Source organism: Flavisphingopyxis soli (assembly GCF_007995095.1).
Lineage (GTDB): Bacteria > Pseudomonadota > Alphaproteobacteria > Sphingomonadales > Sphingomonadaceae > Flavisphingopyxis > Flavisphingopyxis soli.
On record NZ_VOPY01000003.1, the window covers coordinates 266,579 to 284,455 of the forward strand.

The window sequence follows — 17,877 nt, forward strand, 5'->3', positions numbered from 1 at the left end:
GAATTCAAGCATGACGGGGGCGGCAATCGCACAGGATCCCGCGCAGGTGGCGAAATCGCAGTTCCTGCCGCTGACGGTCGTCGACATCCGTCGCGACACGCGCGATTCGGTCGTGCTGACGCTCGAACCGCCCGCTGAACACGCCGACGAGTTCGACTTCGTCCAGGGCCAGTATCTGACCTTTCGCAAGGATTTCGACGGCGAGGAGGTGCGCCGCTCCTATTCGATCAGCGCAGGGCTGGACGAAGGCGTGCTGCGCGTCGGGATCAAGAAGGTCGATGGCGGTTGGTTCTCGACCTATGCCAATGACGAAATCGAGATCGGCGACACTATCGAGGCGATGCGCCCGATGGGCAATTTCCACGTGCCGATCCTCGAAGAGGGCGGGCGCAATTACCTCGCCTTTGCTGGCGGTAGCGGGATCACGCCGATGATCTCGATCGCCAAGACGGTGTTGTCGCGCGAGCCGCAATCGACCTTCCAGCTGATCTACGGCAACCGCTCGACCAGTTCGATCATGTTCCGCGAAGAGCTCGACGACCTCAAGAACATCTATATGGGCCGATTTTCGGTGACGCATATCCTCGAGAGCGATGCCGCCGATATCGAGCTGTTCCATGGCCGCGTCGACAAGGCCAAGTGCGAGGCGCTGTTCGCGAACTGGATCGACGTCGACAACGCCGATTTCGCCTTTGTCTGCGGCCCCGAACCGATGATGCTGGCAGTGTCCGAATCGCTCCAGGACCACGGTCTCGACCACAAGAAGATCAAGCTCGAGCTGTTCAAGTCGGCGCAGCGCGGGACGCCCAAGCCACAGGCAATGTCCGACGCCGAGATCGCCGCCGGTGACGTTGTCGAAGCGACGGTGGTGATCGATGGTGTCACGCGCAGCTTCCCGATGCCGCGCAGCGGGCAATCGATCCTCGAGGCCGCGCGGCTCGCCAATATCGAGGCACCCTATGCCTGTCGCTCGGGTGTCTGCTCGACCTGCCGCGCGAAGCTGATCGAAGGCGAGGTCGACATGGAGGCCAATTACGCGCTCGAGGATTACGAGGTCGCGGCGGGCTATATATTGACCTGCCAGGCGCACCCGGTGACCGACACGGTGAAGGTCGATTACGATCAGTAATCATGCCATGCTAAGGCGATGACGAACGAGGATATGATGGGAAGCGAAACCGCCGTGAAGAGCAAGACGCAGGATCCGAAACAGGCGGGCCAGAACCACGTGGATACCGATATCGACTGGCGCGGCGTTGCGCGCTTTGTCCAGCTGTCGCGCCAGCTCGACCATCTCGAGGAAACACGGCTCGTCCCCGAAAAGAAGGTGCTCTACCAGTTCAGTGCGCGCGGCCACGACATGGCGCAGGTCCTGCTGGGATCACAACTGACGCACAAGCACGACGCGATTTGCGGCTATTACCGTTCGCGCCCGATCCTGCTGTCGCTCGGCGTCGACCTGGTCGAGGCGTTGCGATCGTCGATGGCGCGATCGGGCGGCTATTCGGACGGTCGCGATATCGGCGTCGTGTTCAATTACCCCAATCCCGACGGACCGTCGGCGCTGCCGATGTGCGGCGGTGTCGGCGCGCAATATACCCCGACCGCAGGCTGGGCGCAGGCGGTCAAGTACCGCGCCGAGACGCTGGGCGATCCCGACTATGACGGCGCGATCGGCGTCGTGCTGGGCGGCGAGGCGTCGGTTGCGACCAACGGTTTCTGGTCGGCGCTGACGATCGCCACGACGCAGCAGCTGCCGATGCTGTTCTATATCGAGGACAATGGCTACGGCATCTCGGTCCCCTCGACGTTCCAGACGCCCGGTGCCGACATCGCCGCCAACCTCGCCAGCTTCTCTGGGCTAAAGGTCCTCAACGGCGACGGCACCGAGCCGGTCGAGGCCGCCGCGATGATCAAGGATGCGGTCGCGCATGTGCGCAGCGGGCAGGGGCCGTGCCTCATCCGCCTGACCGTGCCGCGCCTCCAGGGGCACAGCTTCCAGGATACGCAGACCTACAAGTCCGAGGCCGAGGTCGCCAAGGAATGGGCGCGCGATCCGCTGCCCAAGTTGAAGGCGCATCTCGTCCCCGCGCTGTTCGACGAGGCCGAGTGGGATACGATCGAGGCCGATGCCACCGCCGAGGTCGAGGCGGTGCGCGAAAAGGCCGAGGGAATCGCGATTGCCGACCCCGCCACCGTCGCGACCAACGTCTTTTCGGGCGACCAGCCCCAGGCGATGGGCGGCGTGCGCGGATCGATCGACCTGCCGAGCGGATCGAGCGAGCCCGCGCCCGAGGGCAGCCGGATCAACATGGTCACCGCGGTCCGCCGCACGCTCGAAGCCGAGCTCGAGATCAATCCCAAGATGCTGATCTTCGGCGAGGACATCGGACCCAAGGGCGGGGTTCACGCCGTCACGCTCGGCCTGCAGGAGAAATTCGGCGACGATCGCGTATTCGATACCTCGTTGTCGGAGGAAGGCATTATCGGCCGCGCGGTCGGCATGGCGGTCAACGGATTGCTCCCCGTGCCCGAGATCCAGTTCCGCAAATACGCCGATCCGGCGATGGAGCAGATCAACGATTGCGGCACGATGCGCTGGCGGACCAACAACCGCTTCGCTGCGCCGATGGTCGTGCGGATGCCCGTCGGCTTCTTCAAATGCGGCGATCCGTGGCACAGCCAGACCAACGAGGTGCAGTTCGTTCACTCGCCCGGCTGGAAGGTCGCGGTGCCGTCGAACGCCGAGGATGCGGTTGGTTTGCTGCGCGCGGCATTGCGCGGCGACGATCCGGTGATGTTTCTCGAGCATCGCGCGATGCTCGATGCGGTGTGGGCGCGGCGGCCCTATCCGGGCGACGATTACGTGCTCGAATTCGGCAAGGCGAAGACGACGCGCGAGGGCGACGAGCTGACGATCGTCACCTGGGGCGCGATGGTCGAACGCTGCGAGGAGGCCGCTGACACATCGGGCAAGAGCGTCGAAGTGATCGACCTGCGCACGCTGATGCCGTGGGACAAGGATGCCGTGCTCGCATCGGTCGCCAAAACCAACCGCTGCCTCATCGTCCATGAGGATTTGCGCAGCGCGGGCTTTGGCGCGGAGATCGCCGCGGTGGTCGCCGACGAGGCGTTCCTCGACCTCGACGCGCCCGTCGCGCGGCTCACCATGCCCGATATCCCGAGCCCGCATAACGCGGTCCTGCTTGACGCGGTGGTGCCGAGCGTCGAGGAAATCGCGGCTAAGATCGACGAACTGGTGGATTTCTGATGAGCGAGACAGTGACCGACGTAATCGCGCCGATCGAGCAGGAGGGGACCAAGGCGGTCGTCCTTGCCTGGTATGTCGAGGTCGGCGGATCGGTGAACGAAGGCGACCCGCTGGTCGAGCTCGAAACCGACAAGGTCTCGGTCGAGGTGCCCGCGCCGGCGAGCGGCGTGCTGACCGAGATCCTCGTCGCAGCCGACGGCGAGGCGATCCCCGGCGAGGTGCTGGGGCGGCTCAGCGCAGGCGGGGCCGACGCGGCAGTCGCTACCGAACGCCCGGCGCCGAGGCCGGTCGCCGAACCCGAAGTGACCGCCAAGCGCGCACAGCCCGCCGACAAGCAGACCGAGCGCCGCCTTTCGCCCGCGGTTCGGCGGTTGGTGCGCGAACATTGCATCGCGGTCGAAGACATCGCCGGCAGCGGAAAATCGGGGCGCCTGACCAAGGCCGATGTCGAGGCGCATGTCGCTTCGGGCGGGTCCGCGTCGGCCCCGGCGCGATCCGCCGACGCCGTGCTATCCGATCGCAGCATCCCGCACGACCGCATGCGGCTGCGCATTGCCGAGCACATGAGCCATTCGGTCGCCACCGCGCCGCACGTCACCGCGGTGTTCGAAGCCGATTTCAGCGCGATCATCGCCCACCGCAAGCGCCACAAGGAGGCCTTTGCGGCCAAAGGCGTCAAGCTCACCTATACCGCCTATCTGATAGCCGCGTGCGTCGAGGCGATGAAAAAGGTGCCGAGCGTCAACAGCCGCTGGCACGACGACCGGCTCGACCTGTTCGGCGACGTCAATATCGGCGTGGGGACGGCGCTCGGCGACAAGGGCCTCATCGTGCCTGTCGTTCACAAGGCGCAGGCGCTCGACCTGTTCGGTATCGCACAGCGGCTCGACGGACTGGTCGCCAAGGCGCGCGACAACGCGCTCGACGCGCATGAGGTGCGCGGCGGCACCTTCACGATATCGAACCACGGCACGTCGGGATCGCTGCTCGCCAGCCCGATCATCATCAACCAGCCGCAATCGGCGATCCTCGGCGTCGGCAAGCTTGAAAAGCGTGTCGTCGTGCGGACGGCGGGCGGGCAGGACGCGATGCTGATCCGGCCGATGGCCTATGTCTCTCTGACGATCGATCACCGCGTGCTCGACGGCGCGCAGACCAATGGCTGGCTGACGCGCTTCGTCGAGGTGCTCGAGGGCTGGCCGCGCGACTGATCAGGCCGAGAGCATCTCGCGGTCCTCGATCATCGTGCTGGCGAGCGCGCCGGCAAGATAATCGACATTGTCGGCGCGAATACCGCAGACATTGATCCGGCCCGATGCGGCCATGTGGACCGCGTGCGTGTCGCGCATCCGCTGCGTCTGTTCGGGGCTCAATGGCAGCAGCGAGAACATGCCGTTCTGGTCGCGGACGTACGACAGGCTGTCGCCGACTTCGGTTTTCTCGAGCGCATCGGCGAGCAGGTTGCGGCGCGCCTGGATCGATCGCTGCATCGTCGCCAGTTCGCTGCGCCAGTTGGCCTCGAGCTCGGGCGAGCCGAGGATGTCGGCGACGATCAGCGCGCCGTGCGCGGGCGCCATCGAATAGAATTCGCGCGCGAGGTCGAGCATGTGCGATTCGAGCACGGCGGCGCGGTCGGGGCTCTTGCCGATCGCGATCAGCGCGCCGGTCCGTTCGCGGTACAGGCCGAAATTCTTCGAACACGAATAGGATATCAGCAGTTCGGGCACGCGCTGGGCAAAGCTGCGCAGGATATAGGCGTCGGCGTCGAGACCGTGCGCCAGCCCGTGATAGGCAGTATCGATCATCGGCAGGAAACCGCGCGCGGCGGCAATGTCGGCGATGATGTCGATCTGTTCGGGCGACAGGTCGACGCCGGTCGGGTTGTGGCAGGCGCCGTGGAGCAGCAGGACATCGTCGGGGCCGAGCTGTTCGACCGCGGCGCGATAGCCGGCAAAATCGACGCCGCCGGTCGCGCGATCGAGATAGGGGATCATCCGCACGGCAAGGCCGGCGGCGGTATAGACCGGCCGGTGGTTCGACCATGTCGGCGTTCCCATGACGACGGTCTTGATCCCCGATCGCCGCATCAGTCCGCCCGATACGCCGAGCGCGCCGCAGCCGCCCGGGGTCTGGATGACGCCAAGCCGGCCGCTGCCAGGCAGGTCGCTGTCCTGACCGAGCGCAAGGCGCGCGATGTTATCGGCAAAGCCGGGAACGCTGCGCGGTGGCAGATAGGCCTTGGTATCTTCGGCGGTCTCGACGCGCGCTTCGGCTTCGGCCACCGCCGCCATGATCGGCGTGACGCCCTGTTCGTCGAGATAGACGCCGATCCCGAGATTGATCTTGTGCGGGCGATTGTCGATCGCGAAGACCCGGCCGAGATCGAGAATCGGGTCGGCGGGCAACAAAGGGAGGTTGGCGAACAAGGGCGGGGTCTCTCCGGCAAAAAACGAGGAAGCCCTCCTGACGAAGGGGGGCTGCACTCCCTTACCAGCAAATCGTCATTTTTCGCAAATGCCCGATTGGCCGCGCCGGCCGACTAATCCGCCAATCGTACCTCTTCGATGATCCGTTTGCCGCCTTTTCGGCCCAGCTGGACATAGAGGCCGACGACGTTGCGCACATAATTGCGCACATCATCGCTGCTCAGCCGGGTACCGCCCTGCATGACGAGCAGGACGATCTGCTCGATCGCGCTGGTCGGGCTGTCGGCATGGACCGTTGTCATCGATCCGGGATGGCCGGTGTTGACCGCGCGCAGGAAGGCATAGGCCTCATCACCGCGCAGCTCGCCGAGAATGATGCGGTCGGGCCGCATGCGCAGCGAGGCGGCGACAAGGTCGTTGGCGGTGACCTCCGCTTCGCCAAGGCCGCTCCGCGCGGCGAGCAGGCCGACGACGTTGGCGTGGTGAATCTTGAGCTCGGGCGTGTCCTCGATCAGGATCAGCCGTTCGTCCTCGGGGATTTCGCGGATCAGGCTGTTGAGGAAGGTCGTCTTGCCGCTCGACGTCCCGCCCGAGACGAGGATCGTCAGGCGCGCGCGGACCGCCGCCGACAATGCCCCCGTGATATCGCCTGCCTCGAGCTGCTTGCGCAGCGCGTCGCGCGTGCCTTGCGCGGCATCGAGCGCGCCGACCGCAGTGGCATCGAACGCGCCGGCGGCAGCGTAGTCGGCCAGCGTCAGGTCGGCCGAAACGTGCTTGCGAATCGCCAGCGCAGGGAAATCGCGCGTCGCCGGCGGGGCGACGATCTGGACGCGCGCACCGTCGGGCAGCGTCGCCGAAAGCAACGGGTGTTCGCGGCTGACGCCCTGGTGGCTGAATGCCGCGATCTGCCGCGCGAGCCGCATGACGAGCTTTTCGTCGAGCGCACTGACTTCGTGCCGCTCGATTTCGCCGCCCAGCGTTTCGGCCCACAGTTCACCGGGGCGATTGACATAGATATCGGTGACGTCGTCGCGCGTCAGCCATGGCGAAAGCGGGGCCAGGTAGCTCAGCAGATAGACGGTGTCGTCGCGCTGCCGGGCCAGGCTCACCGGCGTGTCTCGACCGACGAGAAATCGAGGTCACGCGCGACGAAGATCGAGATGCTGGCGCCAGGCTTGACCTTGAGTGTCGGGACGATCCGATCGGACGCACTGGGTTCGCCAACCCCGCTTACCGTGCTGCCGGGAAGCGAATAGATCACCGTTCCCCCCGCCTTGCGCGACGCGAGATTGACGCCGAGGTCGAGCACCGACTGGAGGATCGACGAAGAAAATCGTTGCCAGAAATGGCCGTCGACATCGGCCTTCACCCCGCCGCGGCCGACCGGGTCGGTCGCGGGTGAACCAATCGCGATCGTCGCGCCGTCGGGCCGGATCAGCCGCGTCCAGTTGATCAGCGCACGCTTTTGCCCCTGCGCGACGTCCGAGGAATAGTCGCCGATCAGGCGGCTGCCGCGCGGAATAAGGACGCGGGTGCCATCGAAGCCCATCACGTCGCGCGACACGATCGCACGGGCGAAGCCGGGGTGCGTTGAATCGAGCGCGGTTTCGAGCACGCCGCGGATCATCGTGCCTTGCGCCACCGTCGTTGCGCGGTTGGAAATCATCGCGGCGCGCGCCCGCGCGGTATTGTCGGTGGTCGCCTTGCTGTTGCCGATCGCGGTCGGCGAGTCCGCCGGGCTATTGGCGCTGCTGTCGAAGACCACCGCGGGGCCGCTGCTCGCGCGGACCGGCTCGGGGGGTGGAGCATAGACCTGTTGCGGCGGCGACGGATATTGCTGGACCGGTTGCGGCGGCTGACGGGGATAGGACATCGCGGCAGGCGGCGGCGGGTTAACGGGTTCGATCACGACGGGAGCGATCGGTTCGGGCGGCGGCGGAATGTCGAGCGGAGGCGGGGCGCCCGGCATCCGTGCCGACGACAGCGCCTGAGGCGATACGGCCGGCGCCAGATAGGCCCGGCGACGCGCGTCGAGCGCGGCGAACAGGATCGCGCCGAGAACCACCGCGATGATCGCGATGGCAAGCCCCGAAAGACCGCGACGGGGCCGGGTGACGCGCGGCATGACCGATTGTTCGCCGTCCCGATCGGGCGGCGGGGCAGGTGCGGGCGCGACCGTCGCGGCGCTCATGGCGCGCTCGGTGCGATCGGCCGCCGCTGCGCCCGTGCGACGCGCTTGTCGATGCGGAAGACGAGCCGCGCGGCGACACTGTCGATGACATAGCGATCGTCGCGGATCATGCCGTCGGCAAGGACTTCATGGCCGCTCTGGTCGAGCGCATATACTGCGGGCAAGTCCGCGTTCCGCGGCCATTCGATGTAGGTTTTCGCGCCATCGTCGCCGATCGCGTCGGGCCACAGGCTCTTGCTTCCCGACATGCGGTATTCGGCGACGATCGCGAGCGGTTCGCCGCCATTGTCGATGGGACGCGGATAGGAAAACTCGAGCGTATAGGGCATCGCCGTCGAGGCGTAATCGAGCGGCACGAGGTCGAACGCGTAGATGCGCACATCGGTGATGACGGTCATGTTGGTCGCAAGTCCCGGCTGGGTCAGCTTGACGAACAGGATGTTGCCGCCCTTGCTGGCGGTGACCTGCCAGCCGCCGCCGTCGCCCACCGCGATGCTTTCAATCCGTTCGTCGGGCGACAGCATGACGGTGACCTGATAGCCCGGCGCGGTCTCGACCCGCACCACCTGCTCGGCCCGATAGTCGATCGTTTGCAGTCGCGTGTCGCCATAGCCCGGCGGCACCGGCCCCTGCAGCATGATCGCCAACGCGGCGACCCAGCCGGCAGTCAGGGTCACAGCGTAACCTCGACCGAGGGAGCGACCACTGCACCGCGTCGTCCAGGCGCAGGCGGCGTGTCGCCGGGGCGCGCGCCGGTTGCCGGTTCGACCACCGGCTGAGGTACCGGCTCGACGACGGGCAAGGCCTCCTGGCTGCGGCGGTACGTGACGACCTGGAAGCCGAGCGGATTGACGAACCGGTCCTCGATCTTCATCGGCTCGCCCGAATAGCGATAGCGGATTACCGAGACCCATGGCTGCGGCGCCGAAACCTGCCCGCCGACGTCGCGCCGGACGGTATCGAAGCGCACCATCGCGACATCGTCGGCCATCGGGGTGACGCTCTTCACCTGGACATCGATCACGCTATTGCGCGGCATCGTCGCGAGGTAGCTCGTCGGGTTCGAAGCGGGGACTGCGGCGAGATAGGCTGCGCGCGCACCGCCGGTCGACCACAAGGCGACCTTGCGATAGTCCGACTGCAGCGAGTTCACATCGAAGCCTTCGCGCGCGATGACATACTGGACGAGGAACGACTGCGTCAGCGCGCTGTCGGCGGTCACGGCGCGCGGTTCGAGCGGTTTGAGCAATTCGACATAGCCGGTCTGCCGGTCGACCATCAACGTGTACGGCACGACGGTCTTGAGCGGGGTGACGAAGATCAGTGCCAGTGCGACGAAAAAGGCGATGGCCACCGCGACGCCGGCGACGATCCAGGCGATGCGGCGCGAGCGGATGAGCGCCTGGTCGCGGTCATAGGCCCAGCTCCCCGCCGCGGCGAAATGCGCGTCGAGCGCCTTGCGGCTCTTGGCCCCGATGGGATCGCGTTCAGCCATGCCGCACCATCACGGAAGGTACGAATTGCATTGCCACAAGCCGTAATTCTTGACTCGCGGACAGCGGCCGACGCGCGTCAGCCAGAGGTCGAAAAAGCGCGGCTCGCGCAGGCATAGCGCCATGCCGACGACATGGATGACGACGGCGATGACCAGTGCCCAGAACGAATGGAAGACCAGGAACAGTTCGGTCGCGATGATCATGTTGGCGATGAAATAGCTGTAGGTCACGCCGGCGAACATCTGCGGCCGCGTCAGCGCCACGAACAACGGATCGCGTTCGATGCCCGCCATGCCCGGTCAGCCCATGCCCGCGGTGGACTGGATCCCCGCGACGATGCTGGCAGCGCCGAACAGGATGAAACAGCCCAGGATCACCGTTGCGCCATAGCGCCAGTTGATCCGGCCGGTCAGCATCATGAACCCGACGACCGCCACCGCAATGACCGCGACGACGGTGGCGAAGGTGCCGAGCAGCGTGCCCTGCACCCAGCGCACCGCGCCGACCAGCACGCCCGATCCTTCGGGATCGCCGAACGCATCCTGCGCCTGCGCGATCGCTGGCCAGACCAGCGTCATCAGCGCACCTGCGCCAAAGAATTTTTTCAGTCTTGATCCCCGCATCTCAAGAATTCCCCTTAACCGTTCTTAACTATACGCCCGTCGCGCCGCTTGCCAAGGCCAGTCGCGCGATGCGCAGATGTGACCGTCATCGCAGGCTGCGGCGGTTGGCACTCGCCGAAACGCGCCCGCGCGTCCGGCGCTGCATTGACTGCCCCGCTGCCATCGCCGCTGGCCGCTCGCCCTGCTGTAGGCGCGACGAAACCATGGTTGCGCGGCTCACCCCGCTCGCCGCGCTAGCCGTCGTCGCTTGCTGTTCGCGCCGCTGGGTCGCGGAAACCGCATCGGCGACCGCGAGCGCGCGCGATCGATCGTCGAGCGCGACCGCGCCGCCGGTTCCAATGCGTTCGCGTTGCTCCGGCGAAAACGCGCGCGGCCGGCTCCAGCGATCGGCAATCTGGGCGAACCGTACCGGCAAGCGCAGGCCATAGGCCACCTTGGCGCTTGCGATGAGCACCGCGAGCAGGACAAGCGCAAAGACCAAAGTCACGACCAGCAGTTCGACCGGAACCGATGCCGCCACGGCGTTGGCGCGACGCAGCGCCAGCGCACCGGCGAGCAAGGGTTCGATCAGCGACAGCTCGATGCCGAGCACGATCGCGGTGCCGGTCGCGCCCAGCGCGGCGCCGACCAGCCCGCGCAGCCAGCCTTCGAACAGGCCGCGCGTACCGTCAAACAGCAGGAACAGCGCAAACAGCGGCCCCAGTGCCAGCAACAGCCCGGCCACCAGCCGGACCGAACCGAATGCCGCGATACTCGATGTCAGGAACAGCGTCCGGCTCTGTTCGAGCCGGTTGCCCGCGCGCAGGCTGTCGAACGGCACCCAGGCCCCCGTCGGCGACGGGTTGGTCCCGGCGACCCCGTTCATCTGGCCAGGGCCGCGCACGAGCAGTTCGGCCATCGCATCGTCGGCCCGCTGCAGCCGGTCGATGAGCCCCCCGGTCGCGCCCGGAATCCCCGCCGGCTCGCCGATCGACTGGGCGAGTTCTGCGGGCCCGCGCATCGCGACGTCGTAAACGACGATGTTGAACGCCGGCCAGCTGGTCGCGAGCAACAGGACGATCCCGACCTTGATCGCGGTCGGCACCAGCTCGCGCCCCTGCGGCGGACTGCCGATCAGCAGGCGATAGCCGATCAGCGCGACGAAGATCGTCAGCGCCAGCGTCAGCAGCGACGACAGCGGCGATCCGGGCGAGGCCAGCGCCTGATAGCCGAAGCTGCCGAGATTCTGCGCCTGGCAATCGACCTGGCCCAGCATGTTCGCGAGGAACGGGCTGCCGGTTTCGAGCGTCGGGCACGCCGCGAACATCAGCCGCGCTCGAGCAGCACGGGCAGCCAGTCGGCCGGGTCATCGCCGGTTTCGGCGCGGATCGCATCGAGCAGGCGGACGCTCGATTCGCGTCCCGACAGGACGGTCAGCAGATCGCGCTCGCCCGACAAATCGAGCCGCGCGACGACGCTTTCATTGCCGTGGCGAATGAGGAAGCAATGCGCATTGTCGGGCAGCGCGCGAACGAGTTCGTATTCGTGCTCGGACAGGCCGAAGCCGTCGATATAATCGACCGCGCGCGCCTTGGGGTTGGCCATGAAGATCTGCGTCGCCGCCTGCTCGATGATCGCGCTGGCGATCCGGCTTTCGAGCGCGTCCTGCGCGCTTTGCGTCGCAAAGCCGACGATGCCGTTGCGTTTGCGGATCGTCTTTTCCCAATCCTTGATCCGCGTGACGAAGACCTCGTCGTCGAGCGCCTTCCACCCCTCGTCGACGACGATGATCGCGGGATTGCCGTCGAGCCGTTCCTCGACGCGGTGGAACAGGTACATCATCGCCGGCGTCCGCAGGACCGGATCGTCGAGCAGCTGGGTCATGTCGAACCCGACCGTCTCGGCCTCGAGATCGGTATGGTCGGCAGCGTTGTCGAACAGCCAGGCGCGCGTGCCGTCGCCCCACCACGGAGCCATTCGCGACCACAGGTCGTGCGGGTGCGCCTTGTGCCCACCGCGGAACAGCGCGACGAGATGGCGCAGCTGCCGGTGCTCGGCGGGCTGGGCGAAACTGGCATCGACCGCGTCGCGGATCTGGTCGAGCTCCTCGACATCGGCGCCGCCGGCGAGCTGCGCCAGCCAGTCGATCAGGAACTGGCGGTTGGCGGCGCTGTCGGGCAGCAGCAGCGGGTTGAGCCCCGACGGCGCGCCCGGTCGCAGGACATCATAGCGCCCGCCGATCGCGCGGATGAACAGCTCGGCACCGCGATCCTTGTCGAAAAATATGATCCGCGGTGCGAACTTGCGCGCCTGGGCCAGCAGGAAGTTGAGCACCACCGTCTTGCCCGACCCCGACGGACCGATGACGGTAAAGTTGCCAAGATCGCCCTGGTGGAAATTGAAATGATAGGGGCCCGCGGCGGTCGTTTCGAGCAACGTCACCGCGTCGCCCCAGTGATTGTCGTCGCGCTTGCCGACGGGGAAATTGTGGCCGCTCGCCAGTCCTGCGAAATTGCCCGTCGAAACAAGGCCGCGTCGCGCGATATATTTGAAATTGCCCGGAAACTGCGCCCAGAAGGTTGGTTCGATCGCGATCTCTTCGCGCACCGCGACGATGCCGAGATCGGCCAGCGACGCCTGGACCTCGGCGGCGCCCTGGTCGACCTCGCCGGGGCTTGTCCCATGAACCGCGATGCTCATGTGATGTTCGCCGAAGCCCGCGCGCCCGGCGGCGACCTCGTCCTTTGCCTGGCCCAGTTCGGCGCGCAGGCTGAGCGCCTCGTCCTCGGCCGAGCGCATCCGCCTGAGCGCGAGGTTCATCCGCCCGAGCGCTGCCTGGCGATCGACGAAGCCGAACGACTGGCTGACGGTCAGTTCAAAGGGCAGGCGCAACAGCTCGTCGAACATGCCCGCGCTGGTCTGCCCGGCATAGTCCTTGATCGAAATCATCGCGCTGAAGCTGCGCGGAAGGTCGCCCGACGCGCCGAGTTCGACCGTCTCCTGGCCAAAGCTGACGCGGCGATACGGCAGGTATTCGCCGAGATCCTGCATCGGCAGCTGCACCGGACGCGATGCGCCATTGTACAGGCGCGAGAGGAATTCGAGCGGTTCGGAACAGACGCCGTCGCGCGTTTCGTATACGCCCAGCAGGCGCGGCTCGTAGCTGCCCAGCGATGCGACCAGCGCCTCGCGCGCGACATCGAGCTGGCGCAGGTCATGCGCCGCGTGGCCGGCATCGTCCTCGCCTGCGCGCCCGACGAGCTGGCGGGCCATGTCGAGCCATCCGGCGCGGCCCTTCATTGGGCGGCGGACCAGCGTCAGATAGAGGTCGTTGACATAGAGACGCTTCGACGCGAGCCGTCCCTGCCATGCGGTGTCGAGCCGCCGTGAAAAATCGTCGCGATGGTCGCCGCCGAGTTCGGGAGAGACTTCGCGCCGGATGATATGATGATAGAGTGCGAACTGCGATGTGCCGATCGTCTGCAACATCGCGTCGCGCAGCCGCTTGCGGTAATTGAGCTCCTCGCTGTCGGCGGTTTCGAACAGCAACCCGCGCAGCTGGATGACCTGCATCAAAAGCCCGTCGCGCGTCGCGATCGTCGCATCGTCGACGTGGCGCGCATAGGGCAAATGCCGCCCCGCCGACGCTTCGCGCGCGATCGTCCTGGCGTCGCTGGCGTTCGCGGTGGATAGGTTCATCAGGGCGTTTGCCCGCGCGTTGCCCGCACCGCGAAGCCGGCGATCGAAGATCGGCGCGAACCTGCGGCGGCGACTCCATGGTTCGCATTTTGAGAACTTGGCATCAGCCCTCCCCCAAGCGGTCAGCGATGGACTCGCCAAACCCGCCCGGGCGACTGTGCCAAATAAGCAGATGTAACGAAAGCGCTAGTTGGCGCGGAACACGGCGCCAACCCCGGCACGTTCGCGCGCGGTCCAGAATGGGGCCGGCGGGCGCGGGCGATCAGCAGGTCGGGAAAGCTGTCGGCCCGTCAGGCATTGGCGAGAAAGCTACTCCAGCCGACCTTTAAAAATGCGGCGGCAGCATCGGCCTACACGAACAAGATGATCGGCAGCGACGTGGAACTGCCGGGCATCGGAGACTACGCGGATCATATCCATGCCGTGACCCATGCGGCGGCGGGCGGCGACATTGCCATGGCCAGCAAGATCCTCGCCGCTCAGGCAGTCACCCTCGATAGTATGTTTGCGGAACTGGCCCGGCGCGCCGCCATGAACATGGGCGACTACATCAATGCCGCCGAGCGTTACGGACGGCTTGCGCTCAAGGCCCAGAGCAATTGCCGAACCACCCTTGAGGCGCTGGCCAAGCTGCACCAACCGCGTGAGCAAACCGTGCGCCATGTCCACGTAAACGAGGGTGGGCAGGCCGTTGTCGCGGATCATTTTCACAATCACACGGGGGCTGCCAAAAATGGCAAATCAGTCAAACAATCCCATGCAACCGGAGCGGCTGGCGCAAGCGCCACGCTGCCTAGCCCGGACCCGCTCGGGAACGGAGTGCCAATCGCCAGCCGTGGAGGGGAGACGGCGATGCAGGATGCACGGCGGGACGAATCCCGGCGCACCTAGAGCTAATCGAAACGCTTGGAAGCATGGCGGGCGATCAGCCGAAGCGATGGCAGCGGCTCGCTTTCTACGAGAATTAGCGCGGTGTGACCGCTTCGGCGATTAGCAAGGTTCGGCGGCAGTTCGTAGGGTTGCGAAAGATGAAGCAGAGCCAACCGACAGTCTCAGTCGTCTGCAAGCGCTGGCGGCATATGCCGATCGCATGAAAAAGCTATGCGACGGGACCGCCTCAGTTCACATTGCTCGACTTCCAAATCAAATAGAGATTCTTGCGGGACGTTATTCTTAGTCTGAAAGCTCCAAGTTTCGCACAACTGAGGCGACATTAACGAAGCGGTGGCACTAAAGAAGCAAGCGAGCACATTACTGCGGAAGCTAAACCAAATTCAACAGCGACGGAATCGTGGCCCGGGCGGGTTTGGATGAAAGGGCTTGTTAAGCTTCACCCCCGACCGCTGCTAAGGAGCACTGCGCAATGGCCATGTCGGCGCTCGCCAAGAAAGCTGCCCTTTTCTTCGGCGTTCGTCGATCGCGTCGAGCGGAGCGCTCACTAGCAGTAGTACGGCCAAACCGGCAGCGACGGCGATCATCGGATCGATCCCGAACAAAGGAGCTCCTGCGTTTAGGAGGATGATCAGAGGGAAGTGGATCGCATAGATCGGATAGGATGTGCGGCCGAGGAACTGGCAGAGTGACCTCGATCTGTCCGATACTTCGCCGAGACCTACGGCAACGAGCATTGGCGAGATCAGGAATATGAAGCCGAGCTGGTAGAGCCCGTTCCAAGTGCCAGCGTGGACACAAAGCGCAACCGTCAGAAGTGCCGCGACGATCGGGAACGGCAAACCAGCGCTCCCGATGCGGTCCCGTACTCGGTAGATGATTACCCCAATAGGGAACGAGAAGAGTGCGCGAATGTAGCCGAGCTCAATATCTTCCCACAGGGGGCCGCCCAGGGGAGAGCCTCTCAAGGCCGTGGCAACGACCAGGGCGACCGCCGCAGCGCCGCTTATGGCCGCTAGCCGCCTGACGGTGAGGTGCCGCTGAAAGACCGCGTAGACCCAATTCACGACTAGCTCGACGGCCAATGACCACGAAGGGCCATTCATGGGATAGACGTTCGAGCCGCTATAACCGCTCGGGATCATCGGCAAGAAAAGCAGAGCGAGGGCGAGTGCGAGTGCGGGCTCCCAAAGATGGAACTCGGGATCGCCCGCTAGGTAGAGGCCGGCGACGATGAAGCAACCGATGAGTACGCCGATCAGGTAGATCGGATAGAAGCGATTGATTCGCAACTTGAAGAATTCAGTGTGGGTGAGCCCCGCCTCCAGCCGCCGATCGTAGGCATGTGCCACTACGAAGCCGCTCAACAGGAAAAAGAAGTCGACGGCGAGCGCGCCGTTCGGGATTAGATCGATTCGAAGCACCACGGAAGAATGAAACAGTACGACCGCAATGGCCGCCACCCCTCGGAGGCCGTTCAAAACGTGAAAGGTTCTTCTCGGGACGATTACGTGCGTTGCCCCGTGAAGTTGATCGCTCACAGAACCCACGCGAACCGCATCGCCCTACCCCAGGCGGATGGCGCCAACCAAGAGATGCAGGCTCTGCAACAGTTACCTACTGGCCATCGCATTCTTGGGGCCTCTCTGCAGTTGCGCCCCCTTTTGCTGTGGGAGGTCTCACATTTGATCAAACCATCGCAAAAATTGCTCCGGCGAATCTCAGGCGGTCGTGAGGCAAGATCGAAGAGATGTCGACCCCCTGTTTTACGTACCGATTCCATACTGGCGCTCGCCACGCCGCGCAAGTATTTGATATTATGGTGCACCCGACTGGATTCGAACCAGTGGCCTCTGCCTTCGGAGGGCAGCACTCTATCCAGCTGAGCTACGGGTGCATCCGTGCCGTGCGGCGCTTAGCAAAGGGCGTCGCGGTTCGCCAGCGCGAATCGGCGGTTGCTTACGTCTCGGTCTTTGGCGGCGGTGTCGTGGGTTTGTAGGGGCACAAGTCAGTGACCCGGCAGCGTCCACATTCGGGACTGCGCGCATTGGGCGTTTCGCCGCGATCGCTTCGGGGGTTGTTGCGCCGGGCATGACAAGGCGCGCTGCCCGCAAGCAGCGCGCCTTATTCTATCGCACCATCAACCGTCGGAATTTTCGGTTTCGCCGAGCGCCGCGTCGATGACGGCGTCCTTGACCTTTTTGCCACGGAGGATCCCGCCGAACAGCGATTTGGCGCCGCGGAGCAGGCCGCCGCCGGCTTCGGGCTGCGCCGCGTCGTTTTCGGGCGGCCTGACGCGCCGGGTTGCGACGTCGCCATCGTCGCCGTCGCCCCTGCTGTCGATGTCGTGATCGTCTGCTGCGGCCTCACCCTTGATGCCGTCGTACTTCATATAAACGGCAGCCTGCGGTTCCTTGGCGGGGGGCGCGACGCGCTGACCCGGCTTGGGCGCAGCCGATGGCCTCGCCGCGACACCCTTGGCCTTGCCGATATCGGGATCGCCGACATAGTTGACGGTCACCTTGAATGTCGTTGCGGCGGTCGCGGCCTGGTACCAATAGCCGCCGGTATCGGGTCCACCGCCGATCTTCTTGCGGCACACGCCCTTGAACTCGGCGGGCACGTTGATGCTGAACGCATGGTCGTGGCGCAGGAACGCGGCGGCATCGCCGCCCTTGGCGACATGGTCCTTCAGTGCACGCTCGACGATGGCGACCGGATCGAGAGCGATGCCGCCGGTGCCTTCGTGAAGCGCCTTGGCGGGGATTGGTATGGTGTCGGCGTAATAGCGCTCGCGCGGCTTGCCCGACGGGGTGTGGGCCCCCGCGTCGGTCCCGCCGATAAAGGCCCCGGCGCGGGTGATGCCGCTGCCGAACTTGCAGCGCACGCCGCCTTCGACATCGATGTCGAAGCCCTTGCTGTCATGCGCCAGCTTGCGCTTGGCGGGTGCGGTGCTTTGCGACGAATTGGCGACATTGATGATGATGATGCCCGCATCGACGGCGATGCCGATGCCCTCGGCGCGCGATCCGGCGGTGCCGTGCGAGCTTAGCGAGACGTTGGCGAGCGCCGCGCCCGAGAGGCCCAGCGCAATTGTGGCGGCGGATAGATACACGATTTTCTTCATGAACATTCTCCCTTTGAAACACATTGACAGTCTCTCGATAGGACGTATTAGATTATAAGTCTAGAGCAACAATCTAGAGGGTTGTTCTATGCGGATTTTATGCTAACGCGCCGGTCGGACCACCCCCTGGAATGGAGCTCTCATGCAACCCAAAACCGCCCGTACGACTCGACA

General features: G+C 65.2%; 17 protein-coding genes and 1 tRNA gene. 5 read left to right on the forward strand and 13 right to left on the reverse strand.

Annotated features, from left to right (window positions below; genetic code table 11):
- Positions 1-10 precede the first annotated feature (10 nt).
- The 3 genes from paaE to FSZ31_RS11630 are packed head-to-tail and all read left to right on the forward strand — an operon-like array spanning position 11 to position 4,482.
- Positions 11-1,129, forward strand: a complete 1,119-nt coding sequence (gene paaE / locus FSZ31_RS11620; protein WP_147123552.1) for a 1,2-phenylacetyl-CoA epoxidase subunit PaaE — start codon at positions 11-13, stop codon at positions 1,127-1,129.
- A gap of 18 nt (positions 1,130-1,147) precedes the next feature.
- Entirely contained in the window at positions 1,148-3,271 is a 2,124-nt protein-coding gene (locus tag FSZ31_RS11625) for an alpha-ketoacid dehydrogenase subunit alpha/beta (RefSeq protein ID WP_236643795.1), read from the forward strand.
- Positions 3,271-4,482 (forward strand): dihydrolipoamide acetyltransferase family protein, encoded by a 1,212-nt coding sequence (locus tag FSZ31_RS11630; protein WP_147123554.1) that lies wholly within the window; start codon positions 3,271-3,273, stop codon positions 4,480-4,482. Before FSZ31_RS11625 ends, FSZ31_RS11630 begins: the two co-directional genes overlap by 1 nt.
- Here the strand turns inward: FSZ31_RS11630 and FSZ31_RS11635 are convergent, their stop codons facing one another.
- The 9 genes from FSZ31_RS11635 to FSZ31_RS11675 all read right to left on the reverse strand — a co-directional run bounded on the left by FSZ31_RS11635 (position 4,483) and on the right by FSZ31_RS11675 (position 13,685).
- Positions 4,483-5,697 carry an amino acid aminotransferase gene (locus FSZ31_RS11635; RefSeq protein WP_161596020.1) on the reverse strand — a complete coding sequence of 405 codons (1,215 nt, stop codon included), beginning with the start codon at positions 5,695-5,697 and terminating at the stop codon, positions 4,483-4,485.
- Between the two features lie 113 nt (positions 5,698-5,810).
- Positions 5,811-6,806, reverse strand: a complete 996-nt coding sequence (gene virB11 / locus FSZ31_RS11640) for a P-type DNA transfer ATPase VirB11 (RefSeq protein ID WP_236643796.1) — start codon at positions 6,804-6,806, stop codon at positions 5,811-5,813.
- Positions 6,803-7,888, reverse strand: coding sequence for a TrbI/VirB10 family protein (locus tag FSZ31_RS11645; RefSeq protein ID WP_236643797.1), 1,086 nt, complete (start codon positions 7,886-7,888; stop codon positions 6,803-6,805). The genes virB11 and FSZ31_RS11645 overlap by 4 nt, the downstream gene beginning before the upstream one ends.
- The gene (locus tag FSZ31_RS11650; protein ID WP_147123556.1) at positions 7,885-8,565 is read right to left on the reverse strand and encodes a TrbG/VirB9 family P-type conjugative transfer protein; all 681 of its coding nucleotides are present in this window, start codon (positions 8,563-8,565) and stop codon (positions 7,885-7,887) included. Before FSZ31_RS11650 ends, FSZ31_RS11645 begins: the two co-directional genes overlap by 4 nt.
- Complete coding sequence (locus FSZ31_RS11655) at positions 8,562-9,383, reverse strand: virB8 family protein (RefSeq protein ID WP_236643798.1); 822 nt, start codon at positions 9,381-9,383, stop codon at positions 8,562-8,564. The genes FSZ31_RS11650 and FSZ31_RS11655 overlap by 4 nt, the downstream gene beginning before the upstream one ends.
- Before the next feature lie 9 nt (positions 9,384-9,392).
- Positions 9,393-9,677 (reverse strand): type IV secretion system protein VirB3, encoded by a 285-nt coding sequence (locus tag FSZ31_RS11660; protein ID WP_147123557.1) that lies wholly within the window; start codon positions 9,675-9,677, stop codon positions 9,393-9,395.
- Between the two features lie 6 nt (positions 9,678-9,683).
- Positions 9,684-10,007 (reverse strand): TrbC/VirB2 family protein, encoded by a 324-nt coding sequence (locus tag FSZ31_RS11665; RefSeq protein ID WP_147123558.1) that lies wholly within the window; start codon positions 10,005-10,007, stop codon positions 9,684-9,686.
- An 85-nt stretch (positions 10,008-10,092) separates the two neighbouring features.
- Positions 10,093-11,313 carry a type IV secretion system protein gene (locus tag FSZ31_RS11670; RefSeq protein WP_147123559.1) on the reverse strand — a complete coding sequence of 407 codons (1,221 nt, stop codon included), beginning with the start codon at positions 11,311-11,313 and terminating at the stop codon, positions 10,093-10,095.
- Positions 11,313-13,685: a VirB4 family type IV secretion/conjugal transfer ATPase gene (locus tag FSZ31_RS11675; protein ID WP_147123560.1), complete on the reverse strand. Its 2,373-nt coding sequence runs from the start codon at positions 13,683-13,685 to the stop codon at positions 11,313-11,315. The genes FSZ31_RS11670 and FSZ31_RS11675 overlap by 1 nt, the downstream gene beginning before the upstream one ends.
- Before the next feature lie 363 nt (positions 13,686-14,048).
- Between FSZ31_RS11675 and FSZ31_RS11680 the strand changes: the two genes are divergently transcribed.
- Both FSZ31_RS11680 and FSZ31_RS13110 read left to right on the forward strand, forming a co-directional pair.
- On the forward strand, positions 14,049-14,576 hold the full coding sequence (locus FSZ31_RS11680; RefSeq protein ID WP_236643799.1) for a hypothetical protein: 528 nt from the start codon (positions 14,049-14,051) through the stop codon (positions 14,574-14,576).
- Positions 14,521-14,679 (forward strand): hypothetical protein, encoded by a 159-nt coding sequence (locus FSZ31_RS13110; protein ID WP_408021661.1) that lies wholly within the window; start codon positions 14,521-14,523, stop codon positions 14,677-14,679. The genes FSZ31_RS11680 and FSZ31_RS13110 overlap by 56 nt, the downstream gene beginning before the upstream one ends.
- Before the next feature lie 352 nt (positions 14,680-15,031).
- On the opposite strand, the gene FSZ31_RS11685 is transcribed toward FSZ31_RS13110, so the two are convergent.
- From FSZ31_RS11685 to FSZ31_RS11700, 4 genes are all read right to left on the reverse strand, one after another.
- The gene (locus tag FSZ31_RS11685) at positions 15,032-16,126 is read right to left on the reverse strand and encodes an acyltransferase family protein (RefSeq protein ID WP_147123562.1); all 1,095 of its coding nucleotides are present in this window, start codon (positions 16,124-16,126) and stop codon (positions 15,032-15,034) included.
- Between the two features lie 270 nt (positions 16,127-16,396).
- Positions 16,397-16,473: transfer RNA gene (locus tag FSZ31_RS11690), tRNA-Arg, on the reverse strand.
- A 62-nt stretch (positions 16,474-16,535) separates the two neighbouring features.
- Positions 16,536-16,694: a hypothetical protein gene (locus FSZ31_RS13115; RefSeq protein WP_147123656.1), complete on the reverse strand. Its 159-nt coding sequence runs from the start codon at positions 16,692-16,694 to the stop codon at positions 16,536-16,538.
- A 22-nt stretch (positions 16,695-16,716) separates the two neighbouring features.
- A complete protein-coding gene (locus FSZ31_RS11700) occupies positions 16,717-17,703 on the reverse strand; it encodes a hypothetical protein (protein WP_147123563.1) in 987 nt (328 codons plus the stop codon).
- Between the last annotated feature and the right edge of the window lie 174 nt (positions 17,704-17,877).